Consider the following 19,749-nt stretch of genomic DNA (forward strand, 5'->3'; position numbering starts at 1 on the left):
GACAGCACGACCATTGGCCCTCCCGTTGCCATTGCGCGTCCCCGGGCGCAGGTTGCCTGTGAAACTTATTGCCAGATGCTTGACGGCCCTGCCTCCCCGCACTGCCGCAGATACATCCACCTGCATCTTCCTCCCGCGCACATCACGAGAACAAGGGGCAGTCGCAGCATAAGCGTTTAACAATCCTTAATGATTCCGCCGGTGGACGCGTATCGTGTACTAACGAACGAAAGTTTATGTCAGTTTCCGCAGGTGGGCGCGCCGGCGGAATGGCCGGGGACCCTCGGCGTTGATCCAGACATGACTTCGTCGAACACGGTTCGGTTCTCGATTCTGGATCGGTCCCGGGTGCGGGCGGGCCAGGATCATCCCTCGGCGCTGCGCGAGACCGTGGAGTTCGCGCGTCTGGCCGAGGAGTGGGGATACCACCGGTTCTGGGTCTCGGAGCATCACAGTGTGCCGGGAGTGGCCGGATCCGCCCCGACCGTCCTGGCCGCCGGGGTGGCCGCGGCCACCTCGCGGATCCGGGTGGGCACGGGCGGGGTGATGCTGCCCAATCATCAGCCGCTGGTGGTGGCCGAGCAGTTCGGGGTACTGGAATCGCTGTTCCCTGGGCGGATCGATATGGGTCTGGGACGCTCGGTCGGGTTCACCGGCGGCGTGCGGCGCGCGCTCGGTCACGATCGTGACGATGCCGACGATTTCGACGCGCGGCTGGCGGAGTTGCTCGACTATCTCACCCGCGGGCGGGCGGGCGTCCATGCCTGGCCCACCGAGGGTTTGCGCATTCCGGCGTACCTGCTCGCGACCAGTTCCGGTGCGGCCGAACGGGCCGCGCGATTCGGGCTGCCGCTGGTCATCGCCGCCGTGCGCGGACGAGACGCGATGGTGGAGGCGATCGAGCGCTACCGCGCGCAGTTTCGGCCGACGCCCTGGGGTGCGCGTCCGTATGTGATGGTGTCCTCGACGGTGCTCATCGCCGATACCGAGGAGCTGGCCCGGCGACTGCTGCTCCCCGAGGCGTGGGCGGCCGCCGCCTCGCGCACCCGAGGCGAGTTCCCGGTTCTGTTGCCGCCGGACGATATTCACCCCGAACGCATGTCCGCGCGAGAGCGCGAATTCTTCGACGACGCCCTGCGCGGCCATATTCACGGCACCGAGGACACGGTCGCCGAGGCGCTCGAGGATCTCCTCGCCCGCACCGCGGCCGACGAGATCCTCGTGCACACCAGCACCTACGACCGCACCGCGCGCCTCGAATCGCACGAGCGCCTCGCGCATTTGGTGGCCCTGGCCCCTCAGCCCACCGGCTGGGTCAGGTCGTAGACCGTCGCGTCGCCGACGGTCAGCGCCCGGAAATTCGACTGCACCCACGCGGCGATCCGCGCACCCGTTCCGGAATCACGCCCGAAACCACCGCCGCCGCTGGCAATGAAGTAGTGCACATCACCGTCGGCGACATAGCTCTGGAACTGCGCCAGCGTCGGCGAGTCATCGCCGCCGGTGAAGCCGCCGATCGCCATGATGGATGCACCGGTGGACAATTCGAGTCCCGACACCGATTGCGACCCGACGGCCGCGGCGGCCCAGCGATTGTCGGTCTCCTCGAGCAGTTTCCGAAGTTCCGCATTGTCACTCACGCCTCGGCCGCCGCGTGTCGCGGCGGAGGAGCCCTGCCCGGTCGAGAGTTGCCGGCCGCCAGAGGATCCGGTGTCCACCGAGCCCGGCGCGGCAGCGGAATTCGGTGACCCGGTAGCGCCCGGTGCGCCGAATCCACCCATGCCACGGTCGGTTCGGGGTCCCGAGGTCGGGATCGAACCGTTGTGGGCGGTGACCAGGGTGTCGACCGTGTAGGCGGTGGCGCCCGCGATGCCGGACAGGAGTGCGGCGGCCGCGACGGTCGCTGTCAGGCGGCCCAGTTGGTGAGCGCCGACGATCAGGACGGCCGCTGTCGCGATGGCCCCGATGAGCACGATCCAGCGCAGGGCCGGATACCAGTCGGGAGTTCGGTCGAGCAGGACGAAGTTCCAGATGCCGGTGGCCGCCAGCATGACGCCCAGTACCGCTCGGGACGCGAGATGGGCACGGCCACGCCACGATTCGACGATCGCGACGGCGGTCCCCGCGGCGATGGCGGGTGCGAGCGCGACCGTGTAGTACGGGTGCATGGTGCCCTGCATATAGCTGAAGACCACACCGGTGACGAGCAGCCAACCGCCCCACAGAATCAGGCTCGCGCGGGTGCGGGCGGTGCGCGGGGCGCGCCGGGTGAACCACAGTCCGGCCGTCAGACCGATCAGGGCGGCGGGGACCAGCCAGGAGATCTCGGTGCCCATCGTCTCGCCGAATATGCGGGTGAGGCCGGTGTCTCCGCCGAAAGCGCCGCCGCCGCTGTGATTTCCGTCGCCGCCGAGTACGCGGCCGAGGCCGTTGTAGCCGAGCGCCAACTGCAGCAGGCTGTTATCGGTCGACCCGCCGATATAGGGCCGGGAGGCGCTGGGCCACAACGCGACCAGTGCGAGGAACCAGCCCGCCGAGACCACGACCGCCAGGCACGCGCCCAGCAATCGCAGGATGCGCTGCCGCACTCCGATCGGCGCGGCGATCAGGAAGACCGATCCGAACGCGGGGAGAACGAGAAACGCCTGCAACATCTTTGCGAGGAAGCCGAATCCGATCGCCACCCCGGCCAGCGCGAGCCATCGGCCGCTGCCGCACTCGGTCGCCCGCACGGTGCAGTACGCGGCGACCACCATCAGCAGGACCAGCAGCGCGTCCGGATTGTTGAAGCGGAACATCAACGCGGCCACGGGCGTGAGCGCCAACAGGCTACCGGCGAGCAATCCCGCCGCCGGGCCGTTCCAGCGCCGTACCGCGGCGTAGACCAGGGCCACCGACGCCACCCCCATCAACGCCTCGGGCAGCAGCATCGCCCACGAATCGAAGCCGAACAGCCGACCCGACAGGCCCATCACCCACAGCGAGGCCGGTGGTTTGTCGACGGTGATGGCGTTGCCGGAATCCAGCGATCCGAACAGCAGCGCCTTCCAGCTCTGCGTGCCCGCCTGCGCGGCGGCCGCGTAATACTCGTTGGCCCAACCATTTCGGCTCAATCCCTGTAGGTAGGCCACCGCGGTCGCCAGCAGCAGGACCCACAGCGCGGGCCTGGCCCAGCGCGGCTGCTCGGGTCCGCCGAACAGTAGTCGATGCCAGCCCGGACGCGTAGGCGACGGCGGTGCGGGCGCGGTCCGCGACGCGGGCGCTTCGATGGTCGTCATATCCGATTCCTCTCGTCCCCACCATGGTCGAGAGGGGGGCTGCGTCGAGCGTGAATGCTCGCTGTGGGGTTGCTGTGCGGCCGGATATGCACTCGCACCCCGGCCGACCAGGCGATTCGCGGTTTTCGGCGGCCATCGGCTATTGTTTCTTCTCGCCGCCGAACGGCGGAAATGCGGATGTAGCGCAGTTGGTAGCGCATCACCTTGCCAAGGTGAGGGTCGCGGGTTCGAATCCCGTCATCCGCTCCATCACCCCAGGTCGTAGACGATCACTCCATCGAGCGTCCGGGCCTCGAACTTCGATTTCACCCAGGCGGCGATCTGCTCGGCCGCATCGCTGCCGCCCGAATTCGCGCCCCGCCTGCCGCCCATCATGACTCCGCCGTCGATGAAATAGTGGATCTTGTGTTGCGCCACAAGGGATTCGAATTGTTCCAGGGTGGGCGACGGATCGGTCCCGTTGTACCCTCCGACAGCCATCACCGGCTCCCGAGTGGCCAACTGATAGTTCGCCGCACCGTTCGACCCCACCGTCGCCGCGACCCACGTGTACTGCCCGGCACCATCCTCCAACGCCGCGACGACATTCGCGCTCACCTTCGAGGAACCGAACATCCCGCCCATCGGCGGCCCACCCATCCCGATTCGGCTCGGACCCCCGCCGTCCGCGTTCGCATTACCCTGGCCCGGAATCGCGTTGCCGCCGAACGGGTTACCGCCTCGGCCCTGCTGGCGATTCCATCCACCGCGCTGCATCCCACCACGGAAGTGACCCCACCCGGCACCCGCGGGCCCGGCGGTGGGGATCGCCCCGGCGTGCGAGGTCGTCACGGTCGCAAGGGAATACGCGGTGGGTCCGGCCAGGCCGACGACAATGGCCGCGGCCGCGGCCACCGTGGCAATTCGGCGGGGCAGGCGGCCGTTGACGAGCAGCGCGACCGCCACCACCGTCCCGGCGATCGCGATCAGTGGAGCCAACCACGGTAGCCACTCCGGCGTGCGTCGCAGCAGTATCCACGCCAGGACCACGGTGAGCGCCAACGATCCCGTCAGCACCGTGGCCGCGCGAATATCGTTGCGCCGCCGCCACATCAGGGCCGCGCCGATACCGATCGGACCGGCGATCGCGGGCGCGAGGGCGACGGTGTAGTACGGGTGCAGAATGCCGCCGGCGAAACTGAACACCACCCCGGTGGTCATCAACCAGACCAGCCACAGCAGCAGCGATGCCCGGACCGTGTCGGTGCGCGGGGCGCGGCGCACCACCCACAGCCCCGCCACGCCCAGAACCACCGCGGCCGGAAGGAGCCAGGCGATCTGACCGCCCATCTGATCGCCGAACAGCCGGCTCCAGCCCGCGTCGAAATCGGTATTGCCCAGCCCGCCCGTCTCATTACCCGTGATGCGACCGAATCCGTTGTAGCCCAGAGCCAATTCGAGAATGCTGTTGTGCTGCGAACCGCCGATGTACGGTCGCGAATCGGCGGGCCACAGCGCGACCAGCGCCAGATACCAGCCCGCCGAGACGACCACGGCCAGCACCGCGCTCAGTGAGCGCAGCAATCGCGTGACCCAGGATCCGTGCGCGGCAAGCAGATACACCACCGCGAAGGCGGGCAGCACCAGAAACGCCTGCATCATCTTCGCCAGGAATCCGAATCCGACCGCCACTCCGGCCAGCGGCAACCACCACGCCGAGGCCCCGGGTTCGATCGCGCGCACCACGCAGTAGGCGGCCACGGTCAGCAGCAGAACCAGCAGCGCGTCGGGATTGTCGAATCGAAACATCAACGCCGCCACCGGAGTCAGCGCCAGCACCGCCCCGGCGAGCAGCCCGGCCCCGTGCCCGCTCACCCGTCGCACGGCCGCGTACAGCACGCCGACGGCCGCGACGCCCTCGAGCGCCTGCGGTACCAGCAGACTCCAGGAGTTGAAGCCGAACAGGCGCGCGGAGATATCCATCACCCACAGCGCGCCGGGCGTCTTGTCCACGGTGATCGCGTTGGCCGCGTCACTGGAACCGAACAGCATCGCCTTCCAACTGGTGGAGCCCGCCTGGACCGCCGCGGCGTAGAACTGGTTGGCCCAGCCGCTCGCGCCCAGATCCCACAGATACAGCGCAGCGGTCGCGATCAGCAGCACGGCCACCGACCACGCGCGGTGATCACGCCGACCGCGCGGCGGGACCGACTCGACGACGGTTTCGGACAGCGTTGAGGTCACCCCGCCCAGCGTGCCGGGGTCGTGTGGGCGCGTCCTGTGGTCCGGCTGTGCGTTTGCTGGGAGCGATCAGCGCTGGGATTTGGGCGCGGCCCGCAGGTGAGCGCGTTCACCCTGTTTGCCGAACAGGCTCAGGAATTCGACCGGCTCCTCGTCGGCCGCGCCGAACCAGTGCGGTACGCGGGTGTCGAATTCGGCCGCCTCGCCGGGCGTCATCACGAAATCGTGGTCGCCAAGGACCACGCGCAACCGGCCGTTGAGAACGTAGAGCCATTCGTAGCCCTCGTGGGTGCGCGGATCCGGTTCGCGGCTGCGGTCGTGCGGCCCGATCACCATTTTGAACGCTTGGATGCCACCGGCCCGCCGGGTCAGCGGCACCATGGTCATGCCCATGCGGGTGACCGGGCGCAGATGTACGCGCGGATCACCGGTCTCGGGAGCGTCCACCAGTTCGTCGAGCGTGACACCGTGCGCGCGGGCCAGCGGCAGCAGTTGTTCCAGCGTCGGCCGGCGCGCGCCCGATTCGAGCCGCGACAGCGTACTCACCGAGATGCCGGTGGCCGCCGACAGTTCGGCCAGTGTGGTCCGGCGCGTATGGCGCAGCTCGCGCAGCCGGGGTCCGACCGCATCGAGTGCCCGATCGATATCGCCCATGACCCCAGTTTGCCACTTCGGCAACATTGCTTGCCGATCCGACCAGTTCGGCGGCATGGTCGTGCCAGGAGGTGGTTGTGATGACCGATGAATGGAACAACGACGTCGACGTGGTGGTGATCGGCGGGGGTGCGGCCGGGCTGAGCGGTGCGATGATGCTGGCGCGGATGCGCCGCTCGGTGCTGGTGATCGATGCGGGGACACCGCGCAATGCCCCGGCCGAGGGTGTGCACGGGCTGCTGGCCCGGGACGGTATGCCGCCGGGCGAACTGCTCGCGCGAGGGCGGGCCGAGGTCGTTTCCTACGGCGGCCGGGTGGTGGACGGTGAGGTGGTCGCCGCGAGGCGCGAGGAGACCGGCTTCACCGTGCGGCTGGCCGACGGCCGATCGGTGCGGGCGCGACGGCTGCTGGTGACCAGCGGCCTGGTCGACGAGTTGCCGTCGATCGACGGCCTACGCGAGCGCTGGGGGCGCGATGTGCTGCACTGTCCGTACTGCCACGGCTGGGAGGTCCGCGACCGGATCATCGGCATCCTCGGCAGCGGTCCGACGACAGTCCATGTGGCACAACTGTTCCGGCAGCTCAGCGGCGATATCGTCTACTTCGCGCGGAACACTCCCCTCACCGCGGAGCAGGCCGAACAGCTGACCGCGCGGGGTATTCGAGTGGTCGAGGGCGACGTCGAATCGCTTGTCGTGCAGGATGATCGGCTGACCGGTGTCCGCCTGGCCGACGGTTCGATCGTGGGGGTCGACGCGCTCACCGTCCCGCCCCGCATGGTCGCCCGCGCCGCCTTCCTGGCCGATCTGGGCCTGACCGCGACCGAACATTCCAGCGGCGTGGGCGAATTCGTCGTCGTGGATGCGACCGGCCGCACCGATGTGCCCGGCGTCTGGGCCGCCGGAAATGTCACCGATCCGTCCGCGCAGGTGGGTGCGAGCGCCGCGGCGGGTGCGGCCGCGGGCGCGCAGATCAACGCCGATCTGGTGGCGGAGGAGGTTCGGGCGGCGGTCGAGGCCCGGCGCGTGGACTTCTCGGCCGACCTCGAGGCGCGGGTCAGCGAGCGGGTGATCGGGGTGCGGGGGCACGGTCTCGAGGAAATCTCGGTTTCGGGAGGTGCACACAGGTAACGCTGATGGGCGGCACAGCCGGGGCCCACGTTCGTGGTCGACGGTAGAGCGAACGACCGGCAGCCGGTCCGTGATCGCGAAGGAGTATCCGCATGGCCACCCCCGTTCAGCAACCGCCCGAGGCCGAACAGACCTGGGGCGCACCGCAACCCGCGCCGTCGAACTGGTCGGGCCGCAAAATACTCGCGGCGGTCGGAGTCGCGGCCGTGCTCGCGGCCCTGGGCGGGGGTGTCATCTATGCCGCCTCCGGACATTCCGGCAACGAGCGCGGGTCGCGTATGAGCATGAACGGGCCGGGCGGCGCAATGGGCCGCGGCGGCGGGTTCGGCGGTATGAACGCAGCGCTGCACGGCAGTTTCGTCGTCGCCGACGGCAGCGGCGGCTACCTGACCGAACTCACCCAAACCGGCACGTTGACAGCGGTTTCCGCCGATTCCATCACCGCCGAGAGCACCGACAACTTCAGTCGGACCTACGCCATCACCAATTCGACCACCGGTACGACCGACGCGAAAGTCGGTGACACCGTGAGCATCAGGGCCACCGAGTCGAGCAACACCGCGACCGCGACGGAGATCAGCGAGGGCAATGGCGTGGGCGGTGGCCGTAGGGGCGGCGGGCCCGGCAGCCGGAACTGATTGCCCGACGCGCCCATACTCCGGGAGGGCCGGACTCAGGGCTGGCGGGTCAGTTCCGCGGTCGTGGGTGGGTTGGCTCCGCGGCGGGTGCAGGTGATGGCCGCGATATGGCCTGCTTCCGTGAGTAATTCGCCGAAGGTGGATTTCGGCAGGGCGCGGAGGGTCTCGCGGTGGGCTAGTGAGAGGAGGTCGCGGCGATACAGCCCGGCCAGCAGTCCGGCCGTGTACGCGTCGCCCGCGCCCACGGTGTCGACCACGCGGATCTGTTCGGCGGGTAGGCGAATCGGGTCGGGGTCGGTTGCCGTGGCGGCCAGTACGCCGGCCGAGCCCAGCGTGACCACCACGATCGCCGGGCCGCGCGCGATCCAGTCGGTCAGGACCTCCTGTGGCGCGCGGCGCGGGAACAGCCAGGCCAGGTCCTCGGAACTGACCTTGATCACATCGGCCAGGCCGAGCATGGTTTCCACGCAGTCGTGGGCGCGGTTGCGAATCGTCAACTGCGGGCGGAAGTTCGGGTCGTAGGAGAGCAGCGCGTGCGGGCGGGCTCGTTCGGCCAGGCGCAGCAGGGCGTCGGCCCCGGGCGGGAGGGTCAGGGCCAGGGATCCGGTGTGCAGGGCGGCGACCGAGCCGTCCAGGGCGTCGCGCAGTTCGGCGTCGGTCCACTGCCAGTCGGCGGTGCCGTCGATGCGGAAGTCGTAGTGGGCCAGGCCGTCCGGGCCCACGTCGACAATGGCCAGCGAGGTCGATTCGGGCGCGGCCACCGCCCGGTCGAGGCCGACTCCGTTGTCGCGCAGATGTTCCCGGACCCGCCGCCCGAACGGATCGGCCCCGATGCGGGCCAGCATGCGCACCGGCGTATCGAGCCGGGCCAGGCCGACCGCGACATTGGCCGGACTCCCGCCGGGCACGGCCTGGAACCGGTCGGGGGCCTCGGCGGGCACCAGATCCACCAGCGCCTCGCCCGCGACCGCGACGATCGGTTCAGTCCTGGACACGGTGATCGTCCACTTCGGCGCCCGCCATCGCGCCGGTCATGATCGCGACGGCATCGGACATGGAGAATTCGTGCGGTTCGATCACCGCGACCCGGCGGCCCAGCCGCTGGATGTGCACGCGATCGGCGATCTCGAATACATTCGGCATATTGTGGCTGATCACGATCACCGCCAGCCCGCGTTCGCGGACCTCGCGAATGAGATCCAGCACCATACCCGTCTCCTTCACACCCAGTGCCGCCGTCGGTTCGTCCATGATCACAACATGCCGGGCGAACGCCGCGCTGCGCGCCACCGCCACGCCCTGGCGCTGTCCGCCCGAGAGCGTCTCCACGGGCTGTCTCATCGAGCGGATGCCGATCTTCAGATTCGCCATATGCCGCTGGGATTCCTTGATCATCCGATCCTTGTCGACCATCCGGAACACCGAGCCGAGCACACCCCGCCGGCGCAACTCACGGCCCAGGAACAGATTGTCGGCGACATCCAGCGCGGGCGCGACGGCCAGATCCTGGTACACGGTCTCGATGCCCGCGCGCCGCGCATCGATGGGTCGGCGGAACCGAACCCGCTGGCCGTCGAGGTAGATCTCCCCCTCATCCGGCGCGATCGCACCCGAAAGAGCCTTGATCAGAGTGGATTTCCCCGCGCCGTTGTCACCGATCACCGCGAGGATCTCATGGGGATTCAGCTCGAAATCGGCGCCGTCGAGTGCGGTGACATGTCCGTAGCGCTTCACCAGCCCGGTGGCGCGCAGCACCGGCTCGGTCATTTCTGCCTCCCGCGGTTGAACTGATCGACCGCCACGGCCGCGATCACCAGCACACCGGTGATGAGCGTCTGATAGATCGAGGCAACGCCCATGAGCTGCAAGCCGTTTCGGATGATGCCGACGATCAGCGCGCCCAGCAGCGTGCCGATCACACTGCCGCGCCCGCCGAACAGGCTGGTGCCGCCCAGCACCACCGCGGTGATGGAATCGAGATTATCGGTCTGCCCGGCATTGGGATCGCCGACCCCGGTCCGTGCGACCAGTAGCAGCGCCGCCAACCCGTAGATCAGTCCGGCCGCGGTATAGACGCCGAGAAGTACTCTGCGCGTGTCGATTCCGGTCAGCCGCGCCGCCTCGGGATTGTTGCCCACGGCGTACACGTGCCGACCGGCGGCGGTCTGGCGCAGCACGTACCAGGCGACGGCGAACAGCGCCAGCATCGCCACCGACCCGTAGGTGATATCGGTATCGCCGAGTGGAAATGTCTTGCCGAAGAAGGTGAGTGCGCCGGGCAGGCCCGAAATCGTCTGTTCCTTCGAGTAGATGTGCGTCAGCGCGAACGCGATGCCATAGGTACCGAGGGTCACGATGAACGGCGGCAGTCGTAGCAGACTCACCAGAGCGCCGTTGGCCGCACCGAATCCGGCCGTGAGCGCCAGACCGAGCGCGATCGCCGCCGGCGCCGGCAGACCGGAATCGACGGCCAGTTTGGTGATCGCGATATTGCCCAGCGCCATCACCGCGCCGTTGGACAGGTCGATTCCGGCGGTCAGGATGATCAGCGTCTGCCCGATCGCGAGTGTGCCGACCACCATCACCTGCTGCACGATCAGCGAGAAGTTGCCGCCGGTGAGGAAGCGATCGGACTGGGCGGCGAAGAAGACGACCGCGATGACGATCGCCGCGATCGGGCCGAAATTGGGCAGGGCGAGCAGACGGGTGAGCGCGGCCGTTCGCGACGGCGCGGAGGTGGTGGTCATCGACTCAGCCCCAGCAGTTGTCCAGGCCGTACTGCACATCCTTGGAATCCACGCCCGCCTGCGGTTTCGCGGTGACGAGGGTGACGCCGGTATCGGTGTAACCGGTGGTCTTCTTGCCGTTCTTGGCGTAATCCACCACGGCCGCAACGCCTTCCGAGGCCATCTTCAGCGGATACTGCTGCGAGGTGGCCGCGATCTTGCCGTCCCGGACGGCCTGGACGCCGGTGCAGCCGCCGTCGACCGAGACGATCAGGACGTTGTTCTCCTTGCCCGCGGTCTTCAGCGCCGTGTACGCGCCCAGGGCCGACGGTTCGTTGATGGTGTACACGATATTGATATCCGGATCCTTCTGCAGGCAGGTCTCCATCGCGGTCTGGGCCTTGGCCCGATCGCCCTGGGCGGGCTGGGCGCACACCACATTCGGGGCCGAGACGTCCTGGGTCATGTCCTGGGTGGCCTGGGCCGCGCCGAAGCCGGAGAGAAAGCCGTTGTGCCGCAATACGCCTACGGTCACGCCCGGATTCAGATCGATCATGGCGATCTTCGCGGGCTTGTCACCCTGAACCGCCCTGGCGTACTTGCCGATCAGCTGTCCGGCGGTGAAGTTGTTGGTGGCGAACAGCGCGTCGACCGCGCTCTGCGGATCGGTGGGGGTGTCCAGCGCGATCACCTGCACGCCCTTGGCGCGCGCCTTCTCGATGGCGGGCACGATCGCCTTGGTGTCGCTGGCGGTGATCAGAATGCCCTTGGCGCCCGCGGCGACCATATTCTCCACGGCGGTCACCTGACTGGCGTTGTCGCCGTCGAATTTTCCTGCGGCCGTGAGCAGTTTCACCCCGGCGGCATCGGCCTGTTTCTGCGCGCCCTCCTTCATCTTGACGAAGAAGGGGTTGGTGTCGGTCTTGGTGATCAGACCCACGGTGATCTTGTCGTCGGAACCCTTTCCGCACGAGGCGGCGGTGAGGGCGACCGCGGCGACGGCGAGGGCGGCGGCGAGGCGGACGGCACGAGAGGACATCATTGTGCTCCTGCGAAACTGCGTAAGACAACGTTGTCAGAACCTTAGAACGTGATCCACCTCACGTCCAGGGCTTGCCATAGGATGGCGGCATGCTGCCTGACAAGGTCCGAAAACTCTTCGCCGCACCGCATTACGGCGTCGTCGCCACGGTGGAGCCGGACGGCACACCCCAATCCAGCCTGGTGTGGGTACGCGCCGACGACGAGGCGGTCTACTTCTCCACGCTGAAGGACCGACGTAAATACACCAATCTGGTGACGAATCCGCATGTCAGCATCCTCGTCGAGGCCGAAGGCGACTACGTCGAGGTGCGCGGCGCCGCCGAGCTGACCGAGGCGGGCGGGCGCGAACTGATCGACTCCCTCGCCCAGGAGTACACCGGTTCGCCGTTCCGCACCGAGACCGCCGACAAGGTCCGCGTCGTGGTGCGGATCGTGCCCGACAAGATTCTCACCGTCGGCCCGAAACCCGGCACGGTGGAACGACTCCGGTAGTCAGCGTTGTCCGCGCCCGGTCAGCGCGCACCGCGGCGGGCCACCATGCGCGAGGTGGCCGCCCTCGCGGGGGTGAGCATCAAGACCGTGTCCCGCGTGGTGCGCGGCGAGGCGGGGGTCTCGGCGGAACTGGCCGCGCGGGTCAGCGACGCCGCGGCCATGCTCGACTACCGCCACAACCTCGCCGCCAGCACCCTGCGCGGCCACGGCCAGAAGACCGCGGCCATCGGCTTGGTGCTGATGGATGTCGCCAATCCCTATGCCTCCGCGCTACATCGGGCCGTCGAGGACATCGCCCACGGTCGCGGCACGCTGGTCTTCGCCGTGAGCAGCGACGAGGATCCCGACCGCCAGCGCGAGGTCCTCGACGCACTCCTGTCCCGGCGCGTCGACGGCCTGATAGTCATGCCCGTCGGCACCGACCACGCCATGCTGCTGCACGAGCAAAGCCGCGGCACCCCAATAGTTTTCGTGGATCGCCGCCCCGCCCTGGATATCGACAGCGTCACCGTCGACAATCGCGAGGGTGCTTGCCGAGCGGTGGAACACCTTGCCGCCCAGGGACATCGCCGCATCGCCTATCTCGGCGACCTGCACACCATCTGGACCGCCGCCGAACGGTACGCGGGATATGTCGAGGGCCTGGCCCGCGCCGGTGTCACCCTGAACCCCGCCCTGGTCTGCGCCGACCTGCACTCCCCCGCGGCCGCCGCGGCCGCCACCACGGCCTTGATCACCGGACCGAATCGACCCACTGCGATCTTCAGTGCTCAGAACCTCGTCACCCTGGGCGTCCTCGCCGCCCTGCAGACCCACGACTTGCACAATCACATCGCACTCGTCGGCTTCGACGACCTACCTCTGGCAGAACTCCTTCACCCAGCGCTCACGGTCATCGCCCAGGACCCCACAACGATCGGCCGCACCGCAGCCGACGTACTGTTCACCCGCTTGGACGGAGATGTCGCCCCACCCCGCCACGTCGTCATATCGACCCGCTTGCTGCCGCGCGGTTCCGGGGAGATTGCCCCCGACAACGGGCTGACCAGCGGATAACATGACGACTATGTCGACTCCACGCACCGAGCGACCGGAACTTCCCGAGCATATGACCTGGGAGGAGCTGGAACAGCTACCCGAAGAGATCGCGGGTGAGATCGAATTGTGGGACGGACGCGTCGTATGGGTACGGCGCGGACCGATGGAGCATCAGGACTGCACAGTCGAAATGCGCAACGCCCTGCGGCGATGCGCAAGAGACGACATGTCGAGCCATCCGGAGCACTGCTGGAAAGCAACCACCGAAACGAACGTCTTCTTCGGATCCACAGGAAAATCTGACTTCGTAACCCCTGATTTCCTCGTCTGCCGATGCCTTGACAAGCGCTATCAAGATGTCCGCGCGTCCGATGTCAGCCTCGCCGGTGAGGTGCTGTCTCCCTCCAACACTCCCCGCGATGTCGAGGCCAAGAAGGCTCGGTATGCGCATGCGGGCATTCCGTGGTACTGGGAGATTTTGCTCGGAGATGAGCACCCGATCAGCATCGTCCGCGCATACGGCCTCGAGACGAACGGTCAACTGCCAGAGGGGGCGGCGCCGCTTTATCCCGCCAACTATGTCGTTGTCGGTGAGTGGTCCCCGGTCGACTCCGATGGCATCGTATTCGACCATCCATTCTCTATTGAGATTCCCTGGTCTGAACTCGAATTCTGATCCACATCAACCGGCCGCGACCAGATCCTTCCCGATGCTGGCCGCGGTCGCCTGGAGCAGCGGGATGATCTTGTCCATGTCCAGGCCCGATACCCTGGCCTGCGGCCCGCTGATCGAAATCGCCGCGCGGGTGGGGGCGTTCGGGACCGCTACCGCGAAACAGCGGACGCCGATTTCCTGTTCACCGTCGTCGACGGCGTAGCCCTGGATGCGGATGCGGTCGATTTCGGTGCGCATGACAGCCGGGTCGGTGATGGTGTGGGTGGTGCGGGGGCTCATGGAGATTCGAGTGAGGATGCGGTCGGTTTCGTCGGGTGGCACGGTCGCCAGAACCGCCTTACCTACCGCGGTGCAATGTAAATCCACTCGCTGGCCCACCTCGGTGAACATGCGCATGGCGTGCGGGGAGGGGACCTGGGCCACGTAGACGACCTGGTCGCCGTCGAGAACGGCCATATTGGAGGTTTCGCCGGTGAGGTCGCGCAGGCGGGTCAGATGCGGGCGGGCCGAGGCCCCGAGGACGCGGCTGGCGGTTTCGCCCAGGCGAATCAGTCTGGGGCCCAAGGCATACCGACGCGAGGGCTGCTGGCGGATGTAGCCCCCGGCGATGAGGGTGCGGAGTAGGCGGTGAATGGTGGGCTGAGGCAGGCCGGAGGATTCGGCCAGCTGCGACAGGGTGGCCTCGCCGCCCGCGTCGGCCACCAGCTCCAGCAGTTCGAAGGCGCGATCGACGGACTGCACCCCGCCCGCTCGGGCACGCGATTCGGTCACGGCGATCCTTCCTTCATGGGTCGGTATGCCCACCATCATCGCAGCACCGCCGTCGGTCACATCGCCACCGCCCGTCGCGCGCGCAGGTGGAAGGCCTGATTCAGCACGATCGCCGTGACACATCCCGCGCTGATGCCCGAACCCATGATCGTCACGACCAGATCCGGCATACCGGCGTAGAACCCCGGCGCCACCGTCGGAGTCATACCGACGAACAGCGCCACCCCGACGATGACCGTATTGATCGGATCGCCGAGATCGGCCTTGCCCAAGGTGCGAATACCCGAGGCCGCGACCGTGCCGAACAACACCAGCCCGGCCCCGCCCAGCGCCGGTTTCGGCACCAGTTCGATCACCGCGCTGGCCACCGGGAACAGCCCGAGCAGCACCAGCAGCGCACCGCTGACCGCCACCACATACCGGCTGTACATCCGGGTCAGCGCGACCAGTCCGACGTTCTGAGCGAATGCGCCGCACGGGAATCCGCCCACCACCGCACTGAGCGCCGTCCCGGCCCCGGCCGCGCGCAGCCCGTCGGCGATCGTGCGCTCGGTGGCCGGGCGGGCGACGATCTCCCCGAGCGCCATCATGGTGGCGGTGCTCTCGGTCATCACCACCAGCATGACGATGCACAGCGACACGATGGCCCCGATATGGAATTCGGGCGCGCCGAAATGCAGCGGCGTCGCGAATCCCACGAGCGCCGAATCGCGCAGCGCCGAGGCGTCGACCAGACCCAGCGGCCAGGCCAGCAGCGATCCGGCGATCAATCCGATCAGCAGCGCGAGCTGACGACCGAAACCACGCAGGAAGCGATGGCAGCCCAGCACGACCAGCAGCGTCGTCCCGGCGACGAGCAGATTCCGCTCGGGCACCCGAGCCGAACTCTCGGCGCTGCCGCGTACCCACTCCAGGGTGACCGGCAGCAGCGACAGCCCGATCAGTGTGATCACCGTCCCGCCGACCACAGGCGGGAAGAATCGGCGCAGTCGCGAGAAGTACGGCGCGGCAAGGGTTCCCGCCACCCCCGCGACCAGCGTGGCCCCGTACACCGTGGGCAGCGCGGCCGCGGGCGCGGATCCCTTCACAATGGCAAGGATCGGCGCGACCGCCGCGAAGGAGGCCCCGTTGATCAGCGGCAGCCGCGCCCCGAATCGCCACCATCCCAACGCCTGCAGCAGCGTCGCGAGACCGGCGCTGAACAGACTGGCCGTAATGAGCAGGGCCTGATCGGCCCCGCCGAGACCGACCGCGGCCCCGATGATCAACGGTGGCGCGACGACTCCCGCCACCATGGCCGCGATGTGCTGCAATCCGCCCGCGAGCAACTGCCAGGGCGGTGATACGACGTCGATCGGATGCCGGCTCGCGCCGATGGGACGGGGCTCCATTGCCACGCCTTTCTCTAGATCAGCAAAAGGCGGGAATCCCGTGCCAGGCCGCACCCGCGTCGGTGGCGTCGTCGCGCTCGACGGTCGCCTCGATCAGTCCGTAGGGCCGGTCCGCCGCGATGAACACCTCGCCCGGGTTCTCGATGCCGAAGCGGTCCAGGTCGTAGAGGAAATGGTGCTTGTTGGGCGCGGAGAAGCGGATCTCGGCGACCTCCCGATGCTGTTCGAGCACCGCCCGGCCCATGCTGTAGAGCGTCTGCTGCAGCGCGTAGGAGTGCACGGCGGCGAACTGCCGCAACAGGATCGAGCGGATCGAGTCGAAGGACTTGTCCCAGTCGACGTCCTCGTGGTCGTAGCGCCACCGGGCCACCAGCGAGGTGGCCATGATCCGGTCCTTGGTCTCCTCGAGGGTGGTGTAGCGATCCTTGAAGAAACCGTGGAATTCCGAGCCGGTCGACTTCAGCAGCACCAGATCCTTGATGCCCGACACCACATGCGCGCGGCGATCCGGGCCGACGCCGTCGATATTGATCACCGTGGTGCGGGTGCCGCCGCCGCTCTGCACGAACGAATGGTCGTGTCCCAGACCGTCGACCGGGATTCGATCCCAGGCGTACTCATCGATCTCGACGCGCGCACCGTCCGCGCCCGGGCAGCGGGCGATGAAATGGTCGGCCAGGGTGAGACCGAAATCCTCGATCGCCTCGACACCCTTCTCCTTGGCGAAGGCGAAGACCGTGTTCTTCTGGGTGTCGGTCGGCAGGATGTCGCGCTGATCGCCGCTGATATGCGCGTCGGCGAAGCGGCCGCGCAGCGAACTGGAGACATTGAGATCGCGAATGGAATGCCGCGCGGTATCGCGGAATACCCGTACGAGACGATTTTCGGCCTTGCCGTACTGGTTCGGCCCGAGCTGGATGGCCATGGAAGTTCAGCTCCCTCGATAGGTGGACATGGCGAACGGGGACAGCAGCAGCGGCACGTGGTGGTGTTGCCGCGGATCGGTGACGGTGAAGGTCACGGTCACCTCGGGAAAGAATCGGTCGCGATCGCCGTAATAGGCGGCGGCGTCGAAGATCAGGCGATAGTCACCGGCCTCGACCCGGTCCGGGCCGAGCGAGCCGACACGGCCGTCGTCGTCGGTATGCCCGGAACCCAGTTCGCGCCAACCGCCCTCGTCGCGGGCCTCGAGGCGAACCGGGACCCCGCGCGCCGGATGTCCGGCGGCGGTGTCGAGCACATGGGTGGTGATCGCGCTACGCGTCATGGAATAACCATTCGTTCCAGCCGCTTTCGGGCGATCGCGGCGAGTTCTTTTCGGGTGACGAGGATTTCGGCGGCGGGCTCGTTGTCCAGCCGGGTGGTCAGATCGGCGAGCAGTTCGGCTCCGCCGCGACCGGCCGCGCACACCAGATAGATGTGATCGAACTTCGCCTCGTAGGCGAGGTTGCCCGCGAGCAGCCGCTGGGCCAGATCGCTGTCGGCGGCGTCCACGCCGGACTGCTCGCGCGCGGCCTGGGAGCCGGGCGCGGTCGAATCGCCGATGCGGGGATGATCGGCCAGCGCGGCGCGGATCTGCGCCTCGCTCAGCGCGAGCGTCTCCCGTTCGGCCAGCTCGATCAGGGCCCGGCCGTCGGCGTAGGGCCGGGCCGCGGCCACCTTCTCGATCCATTCCGTCACGCCCACGACGTCTTTCAACCGCGCCCGCCAGGTCTGGGCCGACAGCTGATTGATCCGGGCGATCGTGAGCGGCTCCGTCACCGTCACACCTCCGAGACTTCTACGATGCGGAAATCAAATTCCGCTTGATCGAATCTAAGAGCGCCCACGACGCGCTGTCAACGGATTCGCGAAGGTTCGCCGAGTTTCTTGAAAAGTGTTGACCGCCACACTTTGCTACCGCTACCGTCGAATAGCGGAAGAAGTATTCCGTATTGCGGAATTTGACGGCGCCGAAAGAAGAGGCCGCATGACACGAGAACCCCTCCCCTACGCGGTGAACCTGTCCATCCTGTTCACCGAGCTCCCCCTGCTGGAACGCCCCGCCGCGGCTCGCGCGGCCGGCTTCGAGGCGGTGGAGTTCTGGTGGCCGTTCGCCACCGCGACCCCGGATCCGGCCGAGGTCGACGCCTTCGTGGCGGCGATCGGACGGGCCGGGGTGCGGCTGATCGGCCTGAACCTGTTCGCGGGCAATATGCCCGGCGGCGACCGCGGCCTGGTGTCGTGGCCGGGTCGCGAACAGGAGTTCGCCGACAGTGTGGGCTGGGCCGTGCGCATCGGCGCGCGGCTGGGCTGCCGGGCCTTCAATGCCCTGTACGGCAACCGGATCGAGGGCGTGTCACCGGAGGAGCAGGACCAGGTCGCGGTGCGCAATCTGGGCCTGGCCGCCCGCGCGATCGCCGAGATCGACGGCACCGTACTGCTGGAACCGGTCAGCGGGATGGCGGCCTATCCGCTGAAGACCGCCGACGAGGTGATCACCGTCATCGATCGGGTGCGGGCCGCGCAGGGGGCGGCGAATCTGGGCCTGCTCGCGGACCTGTACCACCTCACGGTCAACTGCGACGATCTCGACCGCGTCATCGAACGCCACCACGATCGCATCGCGCACGTTCAGATCGCCGATGCCCCGGGCAGGCATGAGCCCGGCACCGGCGAGCTGGACATCTTCGGCTACGTCGACAAGATCGGCGCGGCCGGTTACCGCGGCTACGTGGCCGCCGAATACGTCCCCTCGGGCGCCAGCGCCGACAGCTTCGCCTGGCTGCCCACGCGAGAAGGAGTTACCCCATGACCAGGATCGGATTCATCGGACTCGGAATCATGGGCTCGCCCATGGCGAGTCATCTGGTGCAGGCCGGACACGAGGTGCTCGGCTACACCCTCAACAGCGACGCCTACCAGCGGCTCGAGGCCGACGGCGGCCGTTCGGCGGGCAGTATCGCCGAGGCGGTCAAGGATGCCGAGATCGTCATCACCATGCTGCCCAACCATCCCCAGGTCGAGGAGGTCGTCCTCGGCGAGGACGGCGTATTCGCGCATGCGCCGGAGGGCGCGCTGCTGATCGACTTCTCCACGATTCGTCCCGAGAGCTCGGTCGCCATCGCGGAGGCGGGCGGTAAGGCCGGATTCCGGGTGCTGGACGCACCCGTATCGGGCGGTCAGGCCGGCGCCGAGCAGGGCGTGCTGTCCATCATGGTCGGCGGCACCGAATTCGACTTCGCCGCGGCCACACCGATTTTCGAGGCGGTCGGCAAGACCTACATCCACGTCGGCCCGCACGGCGCCGGGCAGGTGGTCAAGGCGGCCAACCAGCTCGTGGTCGGCGGCACCTACGCCCTGGTCGCCGAGGCGATCGTGCTCATGGAGGCGCTGGGCGTCGACGCGGGCAAGGGGCTGGACGTATTGGCCGGTGGCCTCGCGGGCAGCCGCATCCTCGAACTCAAGCGCAAGTCGATGGTGGCCCGCGAATTCGCGCCCGGCTTCCGAATCGACCTGCACCACAAGGATATGGGCATCATCGCCGACGCGTCCCGGCAGGCCGATATCGCGCTGCCGACCGCGGCGCTGGTGACCTCGCTCATCGCGGCCGGTCGGGCCCAGGGTTACGGCGCATTGGATCACTCGGCGCTGCTGAAGGTGATCGAGAACCTCAACGGGCGCGGCGAGAAGTAGTCCGCGCGAGCGCGCG

Annotated in this window: 20 protein-coding genes and 1 tRNA gene; 9 read left to right on the plus strand and 12 right to left on the minus strand. The window is 67.9% G+C overall.

Annotated elements, in window-relative coordinates; genetic code table 11:
- Positions 1-300 precede the first annotated feature (300 nt).
- Positions 301-1,326 carry an LLM class flavin-dependent oxidoreductase gene (locus NP4_RS17770; RefSeq protein ID WP_067999095.1) on the plus strand — a complete coding sequence of 342 codons (1,026 nt, stop codon included), beginning with the start codon at positions 301-303 and terminating at the stop codon, positions 1,324-1,326.
- Here NP4_RS17770 and NP4_RS17775 read toward each other — a convergent pair.
- Positions 1,299-3,278, minus strand: coding sequence for an ArnT family glycosyltransferase (locus tag NP4_RS17775; protein ID WP_067999097.1), 1,980 nt, complete (start codon positions 3,276-3,278; stop codon positions 1,299-1,301). The two genes, NP4_RS17770 and NP4_RS17775, sit on opposite strands and share 28 nt — an antisense overlap.
- A gap of 173 nt (positions 3,279-3,451) precedes the next feature.
- Between NP4_RS17775 and NP4_RS17780 the strand changes: the two genes are divergently transcribed.
- Positions 3,452-3,527, plus strand: a tRNA-Gly gene (locus tag NP4_RS17780).
- Here the strand turns inward: NP4_RS17780 and NP4_RS17785 are convergent.
- Entirely contained in the window at positions 3,528-5,501 is a 1,974-nt protein-coding gene (locus tag NP4_RS17785) for a glycosyltransferase family 39 protein (RefSeq protein ID WP_082875968.1), read from the minus strand.
- 66 nt (positions 5,502-5,567) lie between these two features.
- Positions 5,568-6,152 (minus strand): helix-turn-helix domain-containing protein, encoded by a 585-nt coding sequence (locus tag NP4_RS17790; RefSeq protein ID WP_067999099.1) that lies wholly within the window; start codon positions 6,150-6,152, stop codon positions 5,568-5,570.
- Between the two features lie 80 nt (positions 6,153-6,232).
- Between NP4_RS17790 and NP4_RS17795 the strand changes: the two genes are divergently transcribed.
- Both NP4_RS17795 and NP4_RS17800 read left to right on the plus strand, forming a co-directional pair.
- On the plus strand, positions 6,233-7,282 hold the full coding sequence (locus NP4_RS17795) for an NAD(P)/FAD-dependent oxidoreductase (protein ID WP_067999101.1): 1,050 nt from the start codon (positions 6,233-6,235) through the stop codon (positions 7,280-7,282).
- A gap of 92 nt (positions 7,283-7,374) precedes the next feature.
- Positions 7,375-7,920: a hypothetical protein gene (locus tag NP4_RS17800; protein ID WP_067999103.1), complete on the plus strand. Its 546-nt coding sequence runs from the start codon at positions 7,375-7,377 to the stop codon at positions 7,918-7,920.
- Positions 7,921-7,955: 35 nt separating this feature from the next.
- On the opposite strand, the gene NP4_RS17805 is transcribed toward NP4_RS17800, so the two are convergent.
- The 4 genes from NP4_RS17805 to NP4_RS17820 are packed head-to-tail and all read right to left on the minus strand — an operon-like array spanning position 7,956 to position 11,685.
- On the minus strand, positions 7,956-8,915 hold the full coding sequence (locus tag NP4_RS17805; protein ID WP_211335909.1) for a carbohydrate kinase family protein: 960 nt from the start codon (positions 8,913-8,915) through the stop codon (positions 7,956-7,958).
- Positions 8,902-9,687, minus strand: a complete 786-nt coding sequence (locus tag NP4_RS17810; protein ID WP_067999105.1) for an ATP-binding cassette domain-containing protein — start codon at positions 9,685-9,687, stop codon at positions 8,902-8,904. The genes NP4_RS17805 and NP4_RS17810 overlap by 14 nt, the downstream gene beginning before the upstream one ends.
- Entirely contained in the window at positions 9,684-10,667 is a 984-nt protein-coding gene (locus tag NP4_RS17815; protein WP_067999107.1) for an ABC transporter permease, read from the minus strand. The genes NP4_RS17810 and NP4_RS17815 overlap by 4 nt, the downstream gene beginning before the upstream one ends.
- A gap of 4 nt (positions 10,668-10,671) precedes the next feature.
- Positions 10,672-11,685, minus strand: coding sequence for a sugar ABC transporter substrate-binding protein (locus NP4_RS17820; RefSeq protein WP_082875989.1), 1,014 nt, complete (start codon positions 11,683-11,685; stop codon positions 10,672-10,674).
- Between the two features lie 92 nt (positions 11,686-11,777).
- Between NP4_RS17820 and NP4_RS17825 the strand changes: the two genes are divergently transcribed.
- Genes NP4_RS17825 through NP4_RS17835 form a run of 3 tightly spaced genes read left to right on the plus strand, consistent with a single transcriptional unit; the run spans position 11,778 to position 13,896 of the window.
- On the plus strand, positions 11,778-12,182 hold the full coding sequence (locus tag NP4_RS17825; RefSeq protein WP_067999111.1) for a PPOX class F420-dependent oxidoreductase: 405 nt from the start codon (positions 11,778-11,780) through the stop codon (positions 12,180-12,182).
- A 6-nt stretch (positions 12,183-12,188) separates the two neighbouring features.
- Positions 12,189-13,238, plus strand: a complete 1,050-nt coding sequence (locus NP4_RS17830) for a LacI family DNA-binding transcriptional regulator (protein WP_211335908.1) — start codon at positions 12,189-12,191, stop codon at positions 13,236-13,238.
- Between the two features lie 10 nt (positions 13,239-13,248).
- Entirely contained in the window at positions 13,249-13,896 is a 648-nt protein-coding gene (locus NP4_RS17835) for a Uma2 family endonuclease (RefSeq protein ID WP_067999410.1), read from the plus strand.
- Between the two features lie 6 nt (positions 13,897-13,902).
- Here the strand turns inward: NP4_RS17835 and NP4_RS17840 are convergent, their stop codons facing one another.
- From NP4_RS17840 to uraD, 5 genes are read right to left on the minus strand one after another with little or no spacing between them, the layout of a single operon-like run.
- Positions 13,903-14,667, minus strand: a complete 765-nt coding sequence (locus NP4_RS17840) for an IclR family transcriptional regulator (protein WP_281277679.1) — start codon at positions 14,665-14,667, stop codon at positions 13,903-13,905.
- 56 nt (positions 14,668-14,723) lie between these two features.
- The gene (locus tag NP4_RS17845; RefSeq protein WP_067999113.1) at positions 14,724-16,058 is read right to left on the minus strand and encodes a nucleobase:cation symporter-2 family protein; all 1,335 of its coding nucleotides are present in this window, start codon (positions 16,056-16,058) and stop codon (positions 14,724-14,726) included.
- Positions 16,059-16,077: 19 nt separating this feature from the next.
- The gene (pucL, locus tag NP4_RS17850; protein ID WP_067999116.1) at positions 16,078-16,983 is read right to left on the minus strand and encodes a factor-independent urate hydroxylase; all 906 of its coding nucleotides are present in this window, start codon (positions 16,981-16,983) and stop codon (positions 16,078-16,080) included.
- Between the two features lie 6 nt (positions 16,984-16,989).
- Entirely contained in the window at positions 16,990-17,325 is a 336-nt protein-coding gene (gene uraH, locus NP4_RS17855; protein WP_067999118.1) for a hydroxyisourate hydrolase, read from the minus strand.
- Entirely contained in the window at positions 17,322-17,819 is a 498-nt protein-coding gene (gene uraD, locus NP4_RS17860) for a 2-oxo-4-hydroxy-4-carboxy-5-ureidoimidazoline decarboxylase (protein WP_169813759.1), read from the minus strand. The genes uraH and uraD overlap by 4 nt, the downstream gene beginning before the upstream one ends.
- A 208-nt stretch (positions 17,820-18,027) precedes the next feature.
- Here uraD and NP4_RS17865 point away from each other — a divergent pair, with 208 nt between their 5' ends.
- Both NP4_RS17865 and NP4_RS17870 read left to right on the plus strand, forming a co-directional pair.
- On the plus strand, positions 18,028-18,852 hold the full coding sequence (locus tag NP4_RS17865; protein ID WP_067999123.1) for a hydroxypyruvate isomerase family protein: 825 nt from the start codon (positions 18,028-18,030) through the stop codon (positions 18,850-18,852).
- The gene (locus tag NP4_RS17870) at positions 18,849-19,733 is read left to right on the plus strand and encodes a 2-hydroxy-3-oxopropionate reductase (protein ID WP_067999125.1); all 885 of its coding nucleotides are present in this window, start codon (positions 18,849-18,851) and stop codon (positions 19,731-19,733) included. Before NP4_RS17865 ends, NP4_RS17870 begins: the two co-directional genes overlap by 4 nt.
- The last annotated feature ends 16 nt before the right edge of the window (positions 19,734-19,749 follow it).

Source organism: Nocardia pseudobrasiliensis NBRC 108224 (genome assembly GCF_001613105.1).
GTDB classification, from domain to species: Bacteria; Actinomycetota; Actinomycetes; order Mycobacteriales; family Mycobacteriaceae; genus Nocardia; species Nocardia pseudobrasiliensis.